At 68.2% G+C, this 16,451-nt stretch carries 17 protein-coding genes, 1 tRNA gene and 1 pseudogene; 6 read left to right on the forward strand and 13 right to left on the reverse strand.

All coding sequences use genetic code 11. The features are described 5' to 3' along the window. Positions 1–60 precede the first annotated feature (60 nt). Together MTO99_RS04945 and MTO99_RS04950 are read left to right on the forward strand one after the other, a co-directional pair. Complete coding sequence (locus MTO99_RS04945; RefSeq protein WP_243557498.1) at positions 61–897, forward strand: oxygenase MpaB family protein; 837 nt, start codon at positions 61–63, stop codon at positions 895–897. A gap of 24 nt (positions 898–921) precedes the next feature. Continuing rightward, positions 922–1,413, forward strand: coding sequence for an Lrp/AsnC family transcriptional regulator (locus tag MTO99_RS04950; protein WP_243557500.1), 492 nt, complete (start codon positions 922–924; stop codon positions 1,411–1,413). Here MTO99_RS04950 and MTO99_RS04955 read toward each other — a convergent pair. Beyond that, positions 1,410–1,985: a hypothetical protein gene (locus MTO99_RS04955; protein WP_243557502.1), complete on the reverse strand. Its 576-nt coding sequence runs from the start codon at positions 1,983–1,985 to the stop codon at positions 1,410–1,412. The genes MTO99_RS04950 and MTO99_RS04955 overlap by 4 nt on opposite strands. A 294-nt stretch (positions 1,986–2,279) precedes the next feature. Here MTO99_RS04955 and MTO99_RS04960 point away from each other — a divergent pair, with 294 nt between their 5' ends. The 3 genes from MTO99_RS04960 to MTO99_RS04970 all read left to right on the forward strand — a co-directional run bounded on the left by MTO99_RS04960 (position 2,280) and on the right by MTO99_RS04970 (position 4,187). Further along, positions 2,280–2,726 (forward strand): hypothetical protein, encoded by a 447-nt coding sequence (locus MTO99_RS04960; protein WP_243557504.1) that lies wholly within the window; start codon positions 2,280–2,282, stop codon positions 2,724–2,726. A 477-nt stretch (positions 2,727–3,203) separates the two neighbouring features. Next, positions 3,204–3,413: a hypothetical protein gene (locus MTO99_RS04965; RefSeq protein WP_243557506.1), complete on the forward strand. Its 210-nt coding sequence runs from the start codon at positions 3,204–3,206 to the stop codon at positions 3,411–3,413. Positions 3,414–3,557: 144 nt separating this feature from the next. Further along, positions 3,558–4,187, forward strand: coding sequence for a hypothetical protein (locus MTO99_RS04970; RefSeq protein WP_243557508.1), 630 nt, complete (start codon positions 3,558–3,560; stop codon positions 4,185–4,187). Between the two features lie 297 nt (positions 4,188–4,484). Here the strand turns inward: MTO99_RS04970 and MTO99_RS04975 are convergent, their stop codons facing one another. The 3 genes from MTO99_RS04975 to MTO99_RS04985 all read right to left on the reverse strand — a co-directional run bounded on the left by MTO99_RS04975 (position 4,485) and on the right by MTO99_RS04985 (position 8,119). After that, positions 4,485–5,468, reverse strand: a complete 984-nt coding sequence (locus MTO99_RS04975) for an IS110 family RNA-guided transposase (protein WP_243557510.1) — start codon at positions 5,466–5,468, stop codon at positions 4,485–4,487. A gap of 299 nt (positions 5,469–5,767) precedes the next feature. Beyond that, positions 5,768–5,914 (reverse strand): type I restriction-modification system subunit M N-terminal domain-containing protein, encoded by a 147-nt coding sequence (locus MTO99_RS04980; RefSeq protein ID WP_435520796.1) that lies wholly within the window; start codon positions 5,912–5,914, stop codon positions 5,768–5,770. A 210-nt stretch (positions 5,915–6,124) separates the two neighbouring features. Continuing rightward, the gene (locus MTO99_RS04985) at positions 6,125–8,119 is read right to left on the reverse strand and encodes an ATP-binding protein (RefSeq protein WP_243557512.1); all 1,995 of its coding nucleotides are present in this window, start codon (positions 8,117–8,119) and stop codon (positions 6,125–6,127) included. Between the two features lie 186 nt (positions 8,120–8,305). Between MTO99_RS04985 and MTO99_RS04990 the strand changes: the two are divergent. Then, positions 8,306–9,546 (forward strand): annotated as a pseudogene (locus MTO99_RS04990) (IS256 family transposase). Here the strand turns inward: MTO99_RS04990 and MTO99_RS19130 are convergent. From MTO99_RS19130 to obgE, 9 genes are all read right to left on the reverse strand, one after another. After that, on the reverse strand, positions 9,432–9,788 hold the full coding sequence (locus MTO99_RS19130) for a helix-turn-helix domain-containing protein (protein ID WP_354002510.1): 357 nt from the start codon (positions 9,786–9,788) through the stop codon (positions 9,432–9,434). The pseudogene MTO99_RS04990 and the gene MTO99_RS19130 sit on opposite strands and share 115 nt — an antisense overlap. 185 nt (positions 9,789–9,973) lie before the next feature. Beyond that, positions 9,974–10,049 (reverse strand) — tRNA-Ala (locus MTO99_RS04995). An 80-nt stretch (positions 10,050–10,129) separates the two neighbouring features. After that, a complete protein-coding gene (gene rsfS, locus MTO99_RS05000; RefSeq protein ID WP_243557514.1) occupies positions 10,130–10,516 on the reverse strand; it encodes a ribosome silencing factor in 387 nt (128 codons plus the stop codon). Positions 10,517–10,547: 31 nt separating this feature from the next. Next, positions 10,548–11,285, reverse strand: coding sequence for a hypothetical protein (locus MTO99_RS05005; protein WP_243557516.1), 738 nt, complete (start codon positions 11,283–11,285; stop codon positions 10,548–10,550). Between the two features lie 659 nt (positions 11,286–11,944). Then, positions 11,945–12,544 (reverse strand): nicotinate-nucleotide adenylyltransferase, encoded by a 600-nt coding sequence (gene nadD / locus MTO99_RS05010; RefSeq protein ID WP_243557518.1) that lies wholly within the window; start codon positions 12,542–12,544, stop codon positions 11,945–11,947. A 13-nt stretch (positions 12,545–12,557) separates the two neighbouring features. Continuing rightward, on the reverse strand, positions 12,558–12,767 hold the full coding sequence (locus MTO99_RS05015) for a hypothetical protein (protein WP_243557519.1): 210 nt from the start codon (positions 12,765–12,767) through the stop codon (positions 12,558–12,560). A gap of 66 nt (positions 12,768–12,833) precedes the next feature. Continuing rightward, positions 12,834–14,096 (reverse strand): glutamate-5-semialdehyde dehydrogenase, encoded by a 1,263-nt coding sequence (locus MTO99_RS05020; protein ID WP_243557521.1) that lies wholly within the window; start codon positions 14,094–14,096, stop codon positions 12,834–12,836. Positions 14,097–14,105: 9 nt separating this feature from the next. Beyond that, positions 14,106–14,924, reverse strand: a complete 819-nt coding sequence (gene proB / locus MTO99_RS05025) for a glutamate 5-kinase (protein ID WP_243557523.1) — start codon at positions 14,922–14,924, stop codon at positions 14,106–14,108. Next, complete coding sequence (obgE, locus tag MTO99_RS05030) at positions 14,921–16,450, reverse strand: GTPase ObgE (RefSeq protein ID WP_243557525.1); 1,530 nt, start codon at positions 16,448–16,450, stop codon at positions 14,921–14,923. The genes proB and obgE overlap by 4 nt, the downstream gene beginning before the upstream one ends. Between the last annotated feature and the right edge of the window lies 1 nt (position 16,451).

Here is a 16,451-nt window from a genome sequence, read left to right on the forward strand (position 1 = left end):
GGCGTACTGACGGGCGGGCGTGGTACTGACGGGCGGGCGCCGAACCGTCAGACTGGGGGCATGCCCGAGATGGCGAGTCGACCGCACCGAGCCGCGGCGGTGCTGCCCTCCGACGAGGATCGCGCCGTCTTCCGGCGGCACGCCGGCGACGCGACCCTGCTCGTCGGCGGTGCCGCGGCGATCCTGCTCCAGCTCGCCGACCCCCGGGTCGCTCGCGGGGTGAGCCGGCACAGCGGTTTCCGTGAGGCGCCGATGCTCCGGCTCCGGGCCACGCTCGAATACGCCTACGCGATCGGTTTCGGCGACGACCGCGCCGTCGCCGCGGTCGTGCGCGAGGTCAACGCTCGCCATGCTCCGGTGCGCGGACGCACGGATGCCTCGGAGCCCGGGTACAGCGCGTTCGACGCCGACGCCCAACGCTGGGTCGCCTCGACCCTCACCGCCGTCGCCCTGCAGGTGCACGAGCGCGTCGCCGGTCCGATGCCCGACCGCGTCGCGGACGCGATCGTCCGCGGCTACGCACCGCTTGCGGCACGACTCCAGGCGGGCGGTGCCGGATGGCCGTCGACGCGTGCCGAGTTCGACACCTGGTGGAACGCCCGACTCGCTCGCCTCGAGGTGGGCGACGACGCCCGACGCCTCGCTCGCGACCTGCTCGTGCACGCGCAGCTCCCCGCACCCCTGCGCCTCGCACTGCCGCCGGTGCGGATCCTCACCGCCGCACTGCTGCCGCCCGTCATCCGCGACGCGTACGGCTTCCGGTGGACGCCGCGGGTGGCCCGCACCGCCGACGGATGGTTCACCGCCATCGCCGTCGCACGGCTGCTGCTGCCCGAACCCGTGCGCCGGATCCCGCTGCGGATCTCGCTCCGGCGCGTGGCCGCGCGCACCGGATAGGCTGGCCCCGATGCGAGGACGATGATGACCGAACACGCGCACCGGGGGGAGCCGCTCGACGCCGTCGATCGGCGCATCGTCGCGGAACTGAGCCGCGACGGCAGGTTGTCGGTGCGCACGCTCGCCGACCTCGTGCACATCTCGCGCACCGCGGCGCACAACCGCTTGCAGCACCTGCAGCAACGCGGCGTGATCACCGGGTACGGCGCCCAGATCGACCGCCGATCGATCGGGCTCGTGGTCTCGGCCCTCGTCGTGGTTCGGGTCGCCGAGGTGCCGTGGGAGCAGATCGCCCGTCAGCTCGCCGCGCTGCCCTTCGTCGAGAAGGTGCAGGCGGTCTCGGGCGACATGGACCTCATCCTGACCGTGAGCGCCCCCGACCACGAGCAATTGAGTCAGGCGATTCTGCGCGACATCCACGACCTGCCCGGTGTGGTGTCGACCAGGTCGCACCTCATCCTCGACGAGGTGACCGGATCACCGCCCGCGCAGTCGCTCGGAACCTGGCGCGCTTAGAAGAACTCGTCGGGCGTGCCGGCCGCGCGCTCGACGTCACGGGTGTCGAGCGACGCGCTCTTGAGCTTGGAGACCGCCACGCGGAGCCCCGACTCCATCTGCGCCGCCCACGCGTCGGACTCGCGAGCCGACGCCTCGGCCGCGCGCGCCCGAGCCTCGGCGGCATCCGCCGCGTCGCGCGCGTCGCGCACCTGGCGCAGCGCCAACGAAATGCCGTAGTACGCGGCGACGATCGTCGCGATGGGAGCTGCGATGACCGCGAGCGCGCTGATCGCCGCACCCGTCGGACTGAACGCGATGAGCAGGGCGAACGCGAGGAACAGCACGACGATCGCCACGAGGACGACGAGCATGAATCGCAGGTCGCGGTGCCAGCCGCGCCGGTCTTCGTCGGCCGACGATTCGGTCGCCGTGCCCGGGGCCGGCGTCGGAACCGGGGCGACCGGTGGGACCGTCGATGCCGCAGCCGGCTCGGGATCAGCCGGACCGAACCCGCCGATCTGGTCGTCCGCCGTGGACATCACCGCCTGGACGTCGATGTCATTGGTCGAACGTGCCGATGCACTGGCCATCCGGATCCCCCGCCCTTCGATGTTCGGAAACAGCTTGTCAATTCTCTGTCGGGCCCGACAGGGGGTCAACCCGGCGCGCCGTCGGCCGCGAGCGGCGACGCGATCGGGCGCGCTGCGCATCGCCTTCGTCGTCGACGTGGGCTCAGACGTCATGCCTCGCGACGGGCCGCCGTGTGGCGACCCGTGACATCGATCTGGAAAGGGATCCGTTCACGGGCCGTCCGATCGAACGTCGGCGAGTAACGACAGGCACGCGCCCTCCCGCAGCGGACGGCGTCGCTCTCGACTGCGCGCATGGGGACCGTGACGCACAGGTGCACCTGGTGTGCCACCACCAACCGCATTCCGGCGACGGTCGGCGATCGCCGAGTGCTCTGCGGAAGATGTCGAGGCCCCCTCCCCACTCCCAGAATCCTGGAACTTCTCGTCGACATCCATCGAGAACTTGAGGCGATTGCGATCGATTCGGCGAAGGCAGTGTGGACCGCCGACGCGCTCCGACCGCGACTCGAAAGGCAGAAGCTGCGTATGGCACACGCGCAGAAGTTCTATCGCGGCTTCGAAGCAACCGTGAGCTCATCGATCGAGCTTGTGGTGAGCATGCAGGTGATCGTGCAGGAGATCGAGATCAAGTTGCAGCGACGCGGCTTGTTGGAAGCAACGCTGAAGGCCGTACTCACCGTCCTATTGCGCATCTTGCGAGTTCAGATCTCGGTCCCACTTCAGCTGCCGCCAGCCTGAGCCTCGCCCGCACAGAGCTCGCCGAAACTGCCCCTTCGCAGGGTGCGATCGTCGAAAGCCACAGGCGACCCGTCGACCAGACCCGACCGAGTCGAGTCATCCGCAGACGAATCTACCGACTGAGCGCTCGACGACCCCGCCCTCGGCCCAGACGACGGGCTCCGGCACCGAGCCGGCCGGGCCGGACGCGCATGACACACCCGAACCATCCACTCGGTCTTGCCTCTCGGCGCCGAAAGCGGTGTCAAACAGGAATGACCGGCACTGAAGAAGTGCCGGTCAATCGCAGAGAACGTGGTGGACTTGCTGCACGCCTACTCCAAACAATCGAGAGACACTCCCCCTACACAGGCTCTCGCCGACGCTGCCCGTCGATCGCGCAGACGCGAAGCTTCTCCGTCGTCTCTGAGGCACGCACGACAGCTGCGCTCGGATGAGACGGAGGAGCTTGTCGCTCACTATCGCGAGCACGGAAGCGTGGTCGCCGCGGCGAAGGCGCTCGGCATCACGCGCCAGACCGCGGGAAAGCTGCTGGCTGACGCGGGCGTCGGCACAGTTCGGCGCATGTCTCAGGTCGATATCGCGCGGGCCCGTGAGGCACACGCTGCAAGCGAGTCGGCCAGGTCGATCGGGCGCAGGCTGGGATTCAGCACCCATACGATCTTGAAGGCGATTCGCGACGACTGAGCTCCTGCGATGCTTCCACAATCGGTCCCGTGGACACAACTTGAACGCTGGCCCATGATGCGACAACGGTGGTGACAATCTGCAGGCGAACATGCGGCGGTGACCGGCACGACAACCCCGAGGAGACTCGATACGATCCGGGGCATGAGTATCGGACCCACCGCGATCGACACCGGCATCGCGACAGTCATCGCTGAGCGGAAGCTGCCCGACGATCTCGCTCTCGTCGAGTATTCGGAGATCCTCAGCGCCTTGGAGTCGTTGTGCCATATGGCAGCCCGGGTCAACTCTGCCGCTCCGAGTTCCACGATCCTGATTCGGGCGCGGTACGGCAGCGACTTCCAGGTCATCGTGACGGTCGCTGCCGCGATCGCTGGCACCATTCTCGCACTCTGCAAGGGAGTCGGATACCTGGCCACAGCAGCGAAGGACAACGCAACGGCCCACCGGGAGCAAGCCGCCGCCGAACTCGACGCGGCCTCAGCCCGAAAGATGAACGCCGAAGCGGCCCTCCTTGAGGCACAGGCCCACGTCGGAGATCTCCCGCAGCAGAAGCGCATCGACGCGCTCAGAGAGAGGGTGACCGATGAGCAGCTGAGGCGTGCGGTCGTCGAGCACCTGCGCGCAACTGAGGCGCTCGGATCGAGTGGACGCCTGGCCGACGCTGCGCGTGGTGCGAGCAGAAATCCTCACGATGTCTCCGACGTCGAGGACCTCGCGAGATCGGTCATCGTTCTCGGGAGCTACGACATCCGAATCATCGTCGAGTCCTAGCTAACCTCCCGAGCAGACGCGCGATCGCGTCAGAAATCGGACCCCGCGGATAGTCTTGCCAGAGTCCGCTGCCGCGCATTGGCGCGGCGGTCAATTGAGAGGTAGAGCGATGCCGCTAGACGTAGTGCAGGGCGAGAGCCGAGACCGCACGTCCGCTAAGCCTCGATCCACCGATGCGTCTGGGTGTTGAGCGGGTGCCGTGACACGGAAGTGCCCCTCTGATCGGGAAGAATAGTGATTGTCTAGACCGCTGTTCGACCGATCCGAGAGGCATCTCGTAGATGCTTCTATGTCTTGTCAAGCTCCGTTCTGGTCGGTGAGGCGTCGGTCGACGTAGGCGCGCGTATCGGGGTGGTGTGACATGCGTGTCAGCGCGATCGAGGTCAATGCCCGGTTCAGGCGTCGGTCGCCGCCGCGGTTGAGTCGGTGCCTCGTGGTGTTCCCGCTCGAGGCGGGCACCGGGCTGACCCCGGCAAGCGCCGCGAACGCTGCTTCGGAGCGGACTCGTCCGGGGTGCGACCATGCGGTGATGATCACGGCCGCGTTGACCGGGCCGATGCCGGGCTCGTCGAGCAGGTGCGCGCCGTCGCTGGCGCTGACGAGCACGGTCAGCTCGTCCCGGTTGGTCGTGAGTTCGTCATCGCAGACGGCGATCCGTTTGGCGAGCCGGACCGCCTCGCGCCGTGCGGTCGCGGTGGCGATGTCCTCGTGTCGGGATCGCCAGCTGGCGATCTGGGTGAGCTGCGCCCGGCCCAGCGGCGTGCGTGCATCGATTCCGAGATCGATGGTGCGCAGCAGCGCGGTCAACGTGTTGATCTCTTTGGTGCGTTCGGCGTTGATCTGGTCACGAGCAACGACCAGGACGCGAAGCGCGCCGCGAACGCCCGCGTCGTGCCGCGGTTCGCGCAACTGATCGGCGTCGGTCGCGAGCACCGACCGTGCGATCAGTTCTGCGTCCACCTCGTCGCTCTTACCGCGTCCGCGTCGTTCGTTGCGGGACGTCGGAAAGGGCTCTACGACCCGGTACCCGGACGCGGTGCAGCGGCGGGCGAGCGTGGCACCGTAGGACCCGATTCCTTCGATCACGACGAGCACATCAGCAAGCCCGCCCGTGCGACGGGCGACCCAGGCGAGGGCCCTGGACAAGCCGGCCGCGCTCGTCGGGAAGGTCGAGATCGCCTGCTTGACCCCGGTACCGCTATCCAGCAGGGCGAGGGTGTGCGTTCTGCCGTGCGTATCCACGCCGATGACATACGCGTACGCGTTTGCGACGATGGTCATGGTGATCGTGATCCTTCCTCTGAGTGACGTCGCCAAGAGTCGGCGTCGGCCCGGGCGAAGGTCACTCCGAGGCAGTCCTGTAATGGGCCACGATCGCGGCAACGATCGGGCATGCTTCTGATCAAGCCATCGAAATGGGCCGGGTCGGCGCCGGCTTCCCGCACGATCGGACAGATCCTGACAAAGGCACACCACCGAGGTGGCGGCCAGCCAATTCATGAGGCACGATCACGCAGGAGCGCCAGCACCAACCCTGCCAGCCAGCCCCAGGCCAGCCACTTCCGAGACTTACAGCCGATTCAGTCAGAGATGTACTTCAGGAAGACCAGACCGAGCACGACGTGCTTGTACTCGCTTGGCTCCTGGTTGCCACGCAGGGCATCGGCGGCGTCCCAGAGGCGCTGCTCCAGGGTCTTCTGTGGCTTCGGCTTCGCTACTCGGGCCATATGGGGGGTTCTCCTTCACGCCCGAGGCGTGCTTGCGTCTGTTGAAGTCTGCGCCTCACCGTAGCGGCCACCTCCGACACTCAAGGAGGTGGCACGCTCTGAACTGGGGACGCATCGAAATCTGCGGCCAGGAGCATCCTCGCTTCTACTGGCACCGCATTCCATTGGAATTATCTCACAACCTGGGGTTTTCGTGAAGAGGACAGGGCCTCAGACAACTTGACCCGCACCTTCCCCGCCTTCATCGCTCGCGGCGCCGACCTCATCCAGCGTGACCTGCGGGAGGTACTCGGCGTAGCGAGTTCGCATAGAGGCCAGGCCGGCGTCACGGTTCGACTCGTACTGTAGCGAGCGCTGCACGAACTTGATCCTGTGTTCAGCGTCGCCGATGACCTCCGCCCAGGTGCGCACGATGAGCGTGTACTTCTTGCTCGCCTGGACGACGCCGTGCGGACGTCCCTCTTGCTCGCGAGCCTCGTTGACGGTGTCCTTCACCTCGTTGCCGATCAACCAGAACTCCCACGAGGCGTTCGGCTGATCGAAGCGTTCGTCTTTCGTGATTGCGCTCGCGTAGCTGCGGAGCTGCGAGACGTCGCTGTCGTCGAGAGTGTGGCTGGGACGCTTCAGCTCGATGACCAAGTTGGCGAAGTGGTTCTCCCGGGTCTCCAGCTTGCGGCCTAGCACGAGGTCAGGGATCGCGATCGAGCCATCCTCGCGAAGCACCGGCCCGTCGCCTGCCAAGTCAACACCGAGCCCAAGCTTGTCGAGGTACTTCTTCAGCACCTCGTTCAGCCGCTCATCGTCGCCCGTGAGCGACCACTCCTCGCCGAAGAGCCAAGTCTCGTGCGCCAGGATCCGATGCAGCTGACGGCGCTCGAGGAGTCGCTTCTTGGTCTGCTTGTCGAACAGCAGCGCGTTGAGTCCGTTCATGAAGTCGATACGATTGCCGACCTCCTTGCCCAGCGCGATGAGCTGGGTCAGAGTGGTGCGTTCGAGAATCTCCCTAAGCTCGTCAATCCGCGCTGCCGGGAGTTGCGAGAACTGCTTCAAGATCGGTAGCAGCGCCTCGGGGTCGTTCTCAAAGGTCTCCTTCAGCAGGCCAAGCGCGAGCGCCTTCGAACTCTGCGTCCGGGCCTCGTCGACTGTCCGAGAGGCGGCCATCGCGACAACATTGAACGTGTCGCGGGTTGCCCGCTCAACCTCGGACTTCGGTTCCCCGCGATACGGGTACACGCCTTCTGCCTTCCAGCGCTTCAGAGTTTCGGCTTCACGGCGCCGTGACGACTCGCTCAGGTGCGCGCGCAGGGCTGCTCGCCCGGCGGCCACTACCATCCCAGCCGCCGTCTGGGTGTCGCCCTCGAGGATGAGCGGTTGCTCTTGCTCGAACCCGTCCCACTCGAGGTAGGCAGTGAACTCCGCCCCCACCGCCTGGATGCCTGCCTGGAGTTCGTCGACGATTGCACCGCTGGGCTTGCAGAGATAGAGCCGACGTTCGACGTTGGAAAGGTTCCACTCAAGAACCGTCAGCGTCGCGGAACCCTCGATGTCATCTGGGAGTTCGACTGGAAGAACAGTGCGAGACGAGATCACAGCGGAGGGGTCGATCTCAGTTCCGAGAAGGTCGATCCGAAAATCCGGGTGTCGCTCAAGATGGAGGGCGAACTCCGTGAGCAGCCGTTCTCGGAGTCCGCTCAGTTCGTCAAAGACAGCGGCTGCCTCACCCGTGATCCCAGCGATCTCGACAGTGGTGCCAGCCTCAATCTGGGCGAGTGCCACCTCGTCGATGTCGAAACGATCGAGTTGAGAACGTGCACCCTTGATCTCGACCGTCGCCAGCTCGCCGCCTATCGCCTTACTGGTCGAGACCCAGTGAACAATGGATCCGATCGAGAACGCAGCGTATCGGCCACGCCCGAGCTTGCCGTGAACTGGACGACCGCCCTCGCTCGTCGTGCCTGGGGCGAGCTTCCAGCTGTCGCCAACGTGCGAGTACGCCGACTCCGCCCGCTCAAGGTTCATACCTCGACCGTTGTCGACGATTCGAATCATCTCGATCCCGCCGATAGGTCCGCGTTCGACGGCGACGGTCACCAGCTTGGCATCCTCGTCAAAGGCATTCCAGATGAGTTCGCAGACCCCAACGGGAGGTGTCTTGACGTATCCCTCAAGGAGGCTCTTGCCCGCAGAGACCTGGATGCTGACCACGACTCATCGTCGCACGCGCCGCCGACTGCGCGCTCACACGCGCCGACGGCTGGGGCATCGAGGGAGCGCGCAGGTACGGCGCTACGGCTTGAGCTCAGGAAACCATCGACGCCGGGACTGTCAGAACAACGGTGGATCTGGATCTGGCCTGACCGAAAGGGAAGGGCGATGACCGATGTCATCGAGATGATCGATCCTGTGACCGGAGAGATCATCGATCAGCAGCAGATCGCCGCGCAGTTGCTCGCGCAGGCGAAGGAGCAGGGCGTGAGCCTGGTCGGCCCGGGTGGGCTGCTCGGGAACCTCACCAAGACGGTCTTGGAGACCGCGCTCGAGGCCGAGATGACCGAGCACCTCGGCTACGAGAAGCACGGCGCCAGCGAGGGTGACAACGCCCGCAACGGCACCCGGTCCAAGACGGTGCTCACCGAGGTTGGCGCGGTTCAGATCGACGTGCCGCGGGACCGTGACGGGTCGTTCCAGCCGAAGATCGTCCGCAAGCGGCAACGCCGGCTGGACGGGATCGACGAGATCGTGCTGTCGCTGACGGCGCGGGGGCTGACCACGGGTGAGGTGGCGGCGCACTTCGACGATGTTACGGCGCGAGCGTGAGCAAGGACACGATCTCGAAGATCACGGACAAGGTCATCGAGGAGATGACCGAGTGGCAGAACCGCCCGTTGGACCGGGTCTACCCGGTGGTGTTCATCGACGCGATCGTGGTGAAGGTCCGGGACGGGCAGGTGCGCAACAAACCGTTCTACGTCGCTGTCGGCGTCACCACAGCCGGGGAGCGCGAGATCCTCGGGATCTGGGCCGGCGACGGCGGCGGCGAGGGTGCGAAGTTCTGGCTGGGCGTGCTCACCGAGCTGAAGAACCGCGGCGTCGAGGACGTCTGCATCGTCGTCTGCGACGGGCTGAAGGGGCTGCCCGAGTCGATCACCACCACGTGGGAGCTCGCGGTCGTGCAGACGTGCATCATCCACCTGATCCGCAACACCTTCAAGTTCGCGTCCCGCAAGTACTGGGACCAGATCGCCCGCGACCTGCGGCCGGTCTACACCGCCCCGACCGAGGCCGCCGCGAAGGCAAGGTTCGAGGAGTTCGCGGAGAAGTGGGCGAGCATGTATCCCGCGATCCGCAAGCTCTGGGAGAACGCCTGGAGCGAGTTCATCCCGTTCCTGGACTCCGACATCGAGATCCGCCGCATCATCTGCTCGACGAACGCGATCGAGTCTCTCAACGCCCGCTACCGACGAGCGGTCAGGGCTCGCGGGCACTTCCCGAACGATGCCGCCGCGCTGAAGTGCCTCTACCTCGTGACCCGCTCGCTTGACCCCACCGGGCGAGGACGGGCACGCTGGGTCACGAGGTGGAAGCCGGCGCTGAACGCGTTCGCGATCACCTTCGAAGGCCGCATCAACTGAAATGCGCCAGACCAGATCCACCGTTCATCTGACAGACCCCAGCCAGGCCAGCACGTCTCGCAGCTGTACCTCAGGTGCTTGCCGAGCTTCGTGGCCTTCGGCCCCGATCCCTCGAGACGCCAGTGGTAGATCGTCTCTTTAGACAGCTGCAGGTACTGCGCCAGTTCGTCGACGCTGAGGTAGTCGCCGAGGTCGTCGACGAACCGCGAGGCCGGTGCATTGGGTTCGGTTGATCTGCTCATACTCCGTAGGAGTGCGCATCAAGCCGCGATGTTCTACGTCAGTGGGCGACGGTTGTGGATGCCTGTGGGGCCCGCCTGGGAGCCTGCTCGAAACGAAAAAAGCCCCAAAAAGGCCTCAACCGCCCCGAACCAGCCCGCCGCCAACGAGAAAACCCCTGAGAATCTATCGATTCATCAGGGGTTCTTGGTGGATCTGAGGGGACTCGAACCCCTGACCCCCTGCATGCCATGCAGGTGCGCTACCAGCTGCGCCACAGACCCGTTCGGGATGCTGCCCGCTCTCGCGGGGCAACGAATTCACTGTACACCAGCGAACCGGCTCAGATGAAATCGAGCGCCCCTCACTCGCCGGGGCGCTCGGCCGCGTCGAGGAGCGGTGCGACGGCGATCGGCGGGCAGTCGAGCCACAGCCGCTCGAGGCCGTAGTACAGGCGGTCTTCGCGGTGGAAGACGTGCACGACGAGATCGCCGAAGTCGAGCAGGATCCAACGTGCGTGGTCGCGGCCCTCGCGGCGGGCGGCGTGCACGTCGTGCTCGGCGAGCGCTTCTTCGACCGCGTCGGCGATCGCCGACACGTTGCGTTCGGTCGAGCCGGTCGCGAGCAGGAACACGTCGGCGAACGGCGTCGGCACGGACACGTCGAGCGCGACGAGGTCTTCCCCGCCCTTCGTGTCGGCTGCGCGTGCGGCGATGGCGAGCAGGTCGAGGGCGCGCTGGGATGCGGTCATTCGTTCGCTTCCGGGGTGGGGACGCCGCGCGTCATCCGAACAATCCGGAGACGGCGCCGATGATGAGCGTGGTCACGACACCGAGCGCGAGCACGCCTGCGGTGAGCGCGAGGATGAGCGGCAGGTTCATGCCGTCTTTCTTCGGCGGGGCGACCACGGTGCGGGCGCCGACCTGCGTCGAGATGGCGCTCGTCGCCGCAACCGGCTTCACGCCGGCCGTGGCCGCGTCGTCGCTGTCGAACAGGTGGTCGATCTCGGAGGAGTCGACCTGACTCGGGTGCACCCCGGTCGCGGCGTAGCTGCGGGGCAGGTCGATGGAACCCGTCACGATGATCTCGCCGCCTTCGGCGAGCGGGCTGCCGAGCGGGCCCTGATCGGGCAGGCTCGGCAGGATCAGCGCGTTCGTCGTCGTCGGCACGCCGTGCGACGAGCGCCCGCGGGAGAGCACCTGGTCGAACGGTGTCGCCTCGTCGTCGACCAGGTGGAGCTGGTCGGTCCAGTGGCCCGATGGCCTCGGTGCGGCGATCGGCTCATCTGCCCGCGCCGCCTTCGCCGACTGGTGCGGCGCCGGTTCGCGGGTCGGGCCGGGTGGGGCGTCGTCTGGGGTGAAGAGGTCGTCGTCGTCGTGAGCGTCCGCCTGCTGCGCATCGATGAGTGCCCGCAGTTCGCGACGAGTCAGCGTGCGCTCTGGAGTGCGGCCCCCGCTCGTCGGTCGCGGTGCGTTCGACCCGGACGGCGGCTCGGGTGCCTGCCCAGACCCGGGCGCCACGGATGGGCGCGGCCCCGATCGGGGCGCGGCGGGACCGGACTGGCTCGGCGTCGGAACGCCGGGCGCGGAGCGCGGCGAAGTCTGCTGCCCGGGGACGACCGGCGCACTCGGGGCGCTCGGCGCAGCGGGTGCAGGTGCGGGGCGCAGGCCTTGATAGGTCGCGGGCGCGGACTGACCGCCGGGCTGGCCCGGGCGAGACTGACCGGGCAGCGGCTGGCCGGGCGCGACTTGACCGTGCCCGGGCTGGCCGGGCGCGGACTGGCCGGGCACCGGCTGACCCGGCGCACGCTGGCCCGGAGCCGGCTGCCGGGGCGGTTGCGCGGGCAATCCGGTCGGGGCGCCGAACGGTGCGGAGACGGGCGCGCCACCCGAACCGGGCCGATACCCGGTGGGAGCGGGCGGTGCTGAGGCCTGGCGCGGCGCGGCGCCGTTCGGCGCGCTCGACGGCGCGCCGACGGGCGCCGCGTACGGCTGCTGCGCGGCGGGCGCGGGCGGCGATGCGGGCTGCGGAAAGGTGGGCGCCGGTGCCTGCAACGGGAACTGCGGCGCGGGCGGCACCGCAGCCGACGGGGTGTCGGGGGTCGCCGCGGGGCCCTGCTGGGCCAGTCGCTCGCGTTCGCGAGCCTCACGCCTCGTGAGAGGCGGTTCCTGCGACGACGTCATTCGACACTCCGATAGAGGTGGTGCTTGGAGATGTACTGGACGACCCCGTCGGGAACCAAGTACCACACCGGGTGGCCCCGGCGAACCCTGTCCCGGCAGTCGGTCGACGAGATCGCCAGCGCCGGCACCTCCAACAAGCTTACGTGCTGCTCGGGCAATCCCGAAACGTTCAGCACATGTCCCGGTCGACTCACAGCGACGAAGTGCGCAAGATCCCACAACTCCGACGCGTCGCGCCAGGAGAGGATCTGGGCGACCGCGTCGGCCCCGGTGATGAAGAACAGTTCGGCGTCGGGACGCTCCGTTCGGATGTCTCGCAGCGTGTCGATCGTGTACGTCAGCTTGTCGCGATCGATATCGACCCGACTGACCGTGAAGCGCGGGTTCGAGGCTGTCGCGATCACCGTCATCAGGTAGCGGTGCTCGGCGGTCGTCACGACCGTCTTGTACGAGGGCTGCCCGGTCGGGACGAAGATCACCTCGTCGAGTCCGAACGACTGGGCCACCTCACTGGCCGCCACGAGGTGGCCGTGGTGGATGGGGTCGAACGTGCCGCCCATCACACCGACCCGGGGTCGGCGAGCGTCGCCGGTCATGTGCGAGCGCCGCTCAGTGGCCCGCGTGCTCGTCTCCGCTGTGCCGGGCGGCGTAGGCCGCGGCCTTCGCACGGTGACGGTTGGCGACGTCGCGGTACGAGTACGTGACGATCGCGAGGGCGACGAAGATGACGAATGCGACCAGCCCGTACACGAACGGCTCGACGGGGAGCTCTCTCGCGTTCACCGACTCCGAGGCGAGGACAGCGGTCACCAGGCTCATTCAGCCGTTCCTTTCGAGTTGCTGCACGACAGCCGCTGCCGTCGCGCCATCCACAGTCTAGTGGGGTCAGGCGCGCACGTGCCCGGCGCCGCGCACGAGCCACTTCGTACTGGTCAGCTCGGGCAGCCCCATCGGACCCCGGGCGTGCAGCTTCTGCGTGGAGATGCCGACCTCGGCGCCGAAGCCGAACTCGCCGCCGTCGGTGAACCTGGTGGACGCGTTCACCATGACCGCGGCCGCGTCGACCTCGTTCAGGAACCGTTCGGCGTTGCCGAGGTCGTTCGTCACGATCGACTCGGTGTGCCGCGTGGAGAACCGGCGGATGTGCCGCAGCGCGTCGTCCAGCGAGTCGACCACCGCAACCGAGATCTCGAGGCCCATGTGCTCGGTCGCGAAGTCGTCATCGCTCACCGGCAGCACCTCGGGCCGGACGGCGCGGACGCGCTCGTCGCCGTGCACGACGACGCCGGATGCCTCGAGCCGGTCGAGCACCGCGGGGAGCAGTCGTTCGGCCGCAGCGTGATGGACGAGCACCGTCTCGAGCGCGTTGCACACGCTGGGGCGCTGCACCTTCGCGTTGTGCACGAGATCGACCGCCCAGTCGTCGCGCGCACTCTCGTCGAGGAACATGTGCACGACGCCGGCGCCCGTCTCGATGACCGGAACCTTCGCCTCGTCGACGACGGCGCTGATGAGCCCCGCGCTCCCCCGCGGGATCAGCACGTCGATGTACTGGCGCGCCTGCATGAGGTGGCGCGCACCCTCGCGTCCGAAGTCGTCGACCGTCTGCACCGCGTCACCGGGCAACCCGACCGATTCGAGTGCGGAACGCAGCACCTCGACGAGCACGCGGTTCGTGTGCTCGGCAGCGGTGCCGCCGCGCAGCACGACGGCGTTGCCGCTCTTCAGCGCGAGCACCGCGATGTCGATGGTGACGTTCGGGCGCGCCTCGTAGATCGCGCCGACCACGCCGAGGGGCACCCGTACCTGGTCGATGCGCACCCCGCTCGGCAGCGAACGGCCCGAGACGGTCTCGCCGACCGGGTCGTCGAGCTGCACGACCTCGAGCACCGCGTCGGCGAGCGAGGCGATGCGCGCCGCGTCGAGGCGCAGCCGGTCGAGCAGCCCGTCGGAGAGCTCGCGTGCGCGGCCGGCAGCGAGGTCGTCCGCGTTCGCGGCGACGATCTCGTCGGCGCGCTCCCGCAGGATCCGGGCCACGGCCTCGAGCGCGGCATCCTTCTGCGCCGTGGTCGCGGTCGCGAGCCGCAGCGATGCCTCCTTCGCAGCCGCGAACCGGGCGTCGAGGACGGAGAGGTCGGTGAGGGCCATGCGCCCAGCCTAGGCGAGGAGCGAGGACTCCTCGGGCGTGTGACGATTCGGCGCCGGTTCGAACCAAGTGCCGAGTTCGCGGCCCTCGAGCGCCTCGTGCACGAGCGGCGTGGCGGTGATCAGCACCGCCGTACCCGCGGCCGCGGCGATCCGCGCGGCCGACACCTTCGTCTCGGCTCCCCCGGTGCCCACGCCGGCGCGGCCGGCGCTGCCGATCTCGACGCCGGCGAGGTCGTCGCCGTACGGCACGACCGGAATGCGCTCGGCGCCGGGCAGGTGCGGCGGTTTCGTGTAGAGGGCGTCGACGTCGCTCAGCAGGACGAGCAGTTCGGCGCTGACGAGCTCGGCGACGAGAGCTGCGAGCCGGTCGTTGTCGCCGAACCGGATCTCGTGCGTCGCAACGGTGTCGTTCTCGTTCACGATCGGGAGGATCCGAAGGCCCAGCAGTCGTTCCATCGCGCGCTGCGCGTTCGAGCGGTGCGTCGCGTTCTCGAGGTCGCCGGCTGTGAGCAGCACCTGCCCGGCGACGATGCCGTACCGGCGCAGCGAGTCCTGGTAGCGGAAGACCAGGATGTTCTGCCCCACCGAGGCGGCCGCCTGCTGGGTCGCGAGATCGGACGGACGCGCGTCGAGGTCGAGGTACGGCATGCCGGTCGCGATCGCACCGGATGACACGAGCACCACCTCGGCACCGCGGCCGTGCGCTGCGGCGATCGCGTCGACGAGGGGCGCGATCTGCCCGGCGTTCTCGCCGCTGATCGACGAGGAGCCGACTTTGACGACGATGCGGGTCGCGTGCGGGATGTCCGAACGTTCGCGCGGGGTCATCCCTCGCCGTCCTCCTCGTCGTCGTGCCGGTCGTCGGCCCAGATGCCCGCTTCGCGCTCGCGCTCGAGCTCGGCGCGCGCCTCGGCCTTCGCGTCCATGCGGTCGAAGTAGGCCTCGCGACGCTCGGCGCGAGTGGCGCGTCGGTTCTCGTCGAGGCGGGTGTCGGTACCGCGCGGGGCGGTGATGAGCTCGGCCGTCGAGGTGAGGGTCGGCTCCCAGTCGAACACGACCCCCGAGCCGGGACCGATCACGACGGTCGAGCCGGCGACGGCGCCCGCGCGGACCAGCTGGTCTTCGACGCCGAGACGGGCGAGCCGGTCGGCGAGGTAACCGACGGCCTCGTCGTTCGTGAAGTCGGTCTGCGCGACCCAGCGCTGCGGTTTGGCGCCGAGCACTCGGTAGATGGTGCCGTAGCTGCCGCCCTCGGCGCGCACGGTGAACTCGACCGCGTCGACCGCCCGCGGCCGCATCACGATGCGCGGCACCGCCGGTGCTTCGGCCGCTTCGCGGCGGGCGGTGTCGACGAGCTCGCCGAGCGCGAAGCCGAGCTGGCGCAGCCCCTCGTGGCTCACGGTCGAGATCTCGAACACGCGGTAGCCGCGGGCCTCGAGCTCGGGTTTCACGAACTCGGCGAGGTCACGCGCCTCGGGCACGTCCACCTTGTTCAGTGCGACCAGCTGCGGACGCTCGAGCAACGGCTTCTGCCCCTCGGGCACCGGGTAGGCGGCGAGCTCGCCCAGGATGACGTCCAGATCGCTGATCGGGTCGCGGCCCGGATCGAGGGTCGCGCAGTCGAGCACGTGCAGCAACGCCGAGCAGCGTTCGACGTGGCGCAGGAAGTCGAGGCCGAGCCCCTTGCCCTCGCTCGCGCCCTCGATCAGCCCCGGCACGTCGGCCACGGTGAACCGGTGGTCGCCGGCCTGCACGACCCCGAGGTTCGGGTGGAGGGTGGTGAACGGGTAGTCGGCGATCTTGGGTCGTGCGGCCGACATCGCGGCGATGAGGCTCGACTTGCCCGCCGACGGGTACCCCACCAGTGCGACATCCGCGATGGTCTTCAGTTCGAGCGTGACCTCGCCCTCGAAGCCGGGCGTGCCGAGCAGCGCGAACCCGGGCGCCTTGCGCTTGGTGGTCGCCAGCGCGGCGTTGCCGAGCCCGCCCTGGCCGCCTTCGGCCACGACGAACCGCATGCCGGGTTCGTCGAGGTCGGCCAACTCGGTGCCGTCGGCGTCCTTCACGACCGTGCCGACCGGGACCGGCAGCTCGACGTCTTCGCCGGTCGACCCCGACCGGTTGTCGCCCATGCCGGGCTGCCCGTTGGGCGACGTGCGGTGCGGGCGCCCGTGGTAGGCGAGCAGCGTGGTGACCTGCGGGTCGGCGACGAGCACGATGTCGCCGCCGTTGCCGCCGTTCCCGCCATCGGGGCCGGCGAGCGGCTTGAACTTCTCACGGCGCACCGACACGCAGCCGTTGCCTCCGTGTCCGGCCTTCACGAACAGCCGGACCTCGTCGACGAAACTGACCATG

It is taken from the genome of Agromyces larvae (genome assembly GCF_022811705.1).
In the GTDB taxonomy this organism is placed as follows: domain Bacteria; phylum Actinomycetota; class Actinomycetes; order Actinomycetales; family Microbacteriaceae; genus Agromyces; species Agromyces larvae.

Excerpts from the sequence above, each read along its gene's own strand:
- MTO99_RS04955 (WP_243557502.1), bottom strand. The coding sequence starts at position 1,985 with ATGGCCAGTGCATCGGCACGTTCGACCAATGACATCGACGTCCAGGCG.
- MTO99_RS19130 (WP_354002510.1), bottom strand. The coding sequence starts at position 9,788 with ATGAGCAGATCAACCGAACCCAATGCACCGGCCTCGCGGTTCGTCGAC.
- MTO99_RS04945 (WP_243557498.1), top strand. The coding sequence starts at position 61 with ATGCCCGAGATGGCGAGTCGACCGCACCGAGCCGCGGCGGTGCTGCCC.
- MTO99_RS04975 (WP_243557510.1), bottom strand. The coding sequence starts at position 5,468 with ATGACCATCGTCGCAAACGCGTACGCGTATGTCATCGGCGTGGATACG.
- nadD (WP_243557518.1), bottom strand. The coding sequence starts at position 12,544 with ATGACCGGCGACGCTCGCCGACCCCGGGTCGGTGTGATGGGCGGCACG.
- MTO99_RS04950 (WP_243557500.1), top strand. The coding sequence starts at position 922 with ATGACCGAACACGCGCACCGGGGGGAGCCGCTCGACGCCGTCGATCGG.
- MTO99_RS04970 (WP_243557508.1), top strand. The coding sequence starts at position 3,558 with ATGAGTATCGGACCCACCGCGATCGACACCGGCATCGCGACAGTCATC.
- MTO99_RS04980 (WP_435520796.1), bottom strand. The coding sequence starts at position 5,914 with ATGGCCCGAGTAGCGAAGCCGAAGCCACAGAAGACCCTGGAGCAGCGC.
- proB (WP_243557523.1), bottom strand. The coding sequence starts at position 14,924 with ATGACCCCGCGCGAACGTTCGGACATCCCGCACGCGACCCGCATCGTC.
- MTO99_RS04960 (WP_243557504.1), top strand. The coding sequence starts at position 2,280 with ATGGGGACCGTGACGCACAGGTGCACCTGGTGTGCCACCACCAACCGC.
- MTO99_RS05015 (WP_243557519.1), bottom strand. The coding sequence starts at position 12,767 with ATGAGCCTGGTGACCGCTGTCCTCGCCTCGGAGTCGGTGAACGCGAGA.
- obgE (WP_243557525.1), bottom strand. The coding sequence starts at position 16,450 with ATGGTCAGTTTCGTCGACGAGGTCCGGCTGTTCGTGAAGGCCGGACAC.
- MTO99_RS05020 (WP_243557521.1), bottom strand. The coding sequence starts at position 14,096 with ATGGCCCTCACCGACCTCTCCGTCCTCGACGCCCGGTTCGCGGCTGCG.
- rsfS (WP_243557514.1), bottom strand. The coding sequence starts at position 10,516 with ATGACCGCATCCCAGCGCGCCCTCGACCTGCTCGCCATCGCCGCACGC.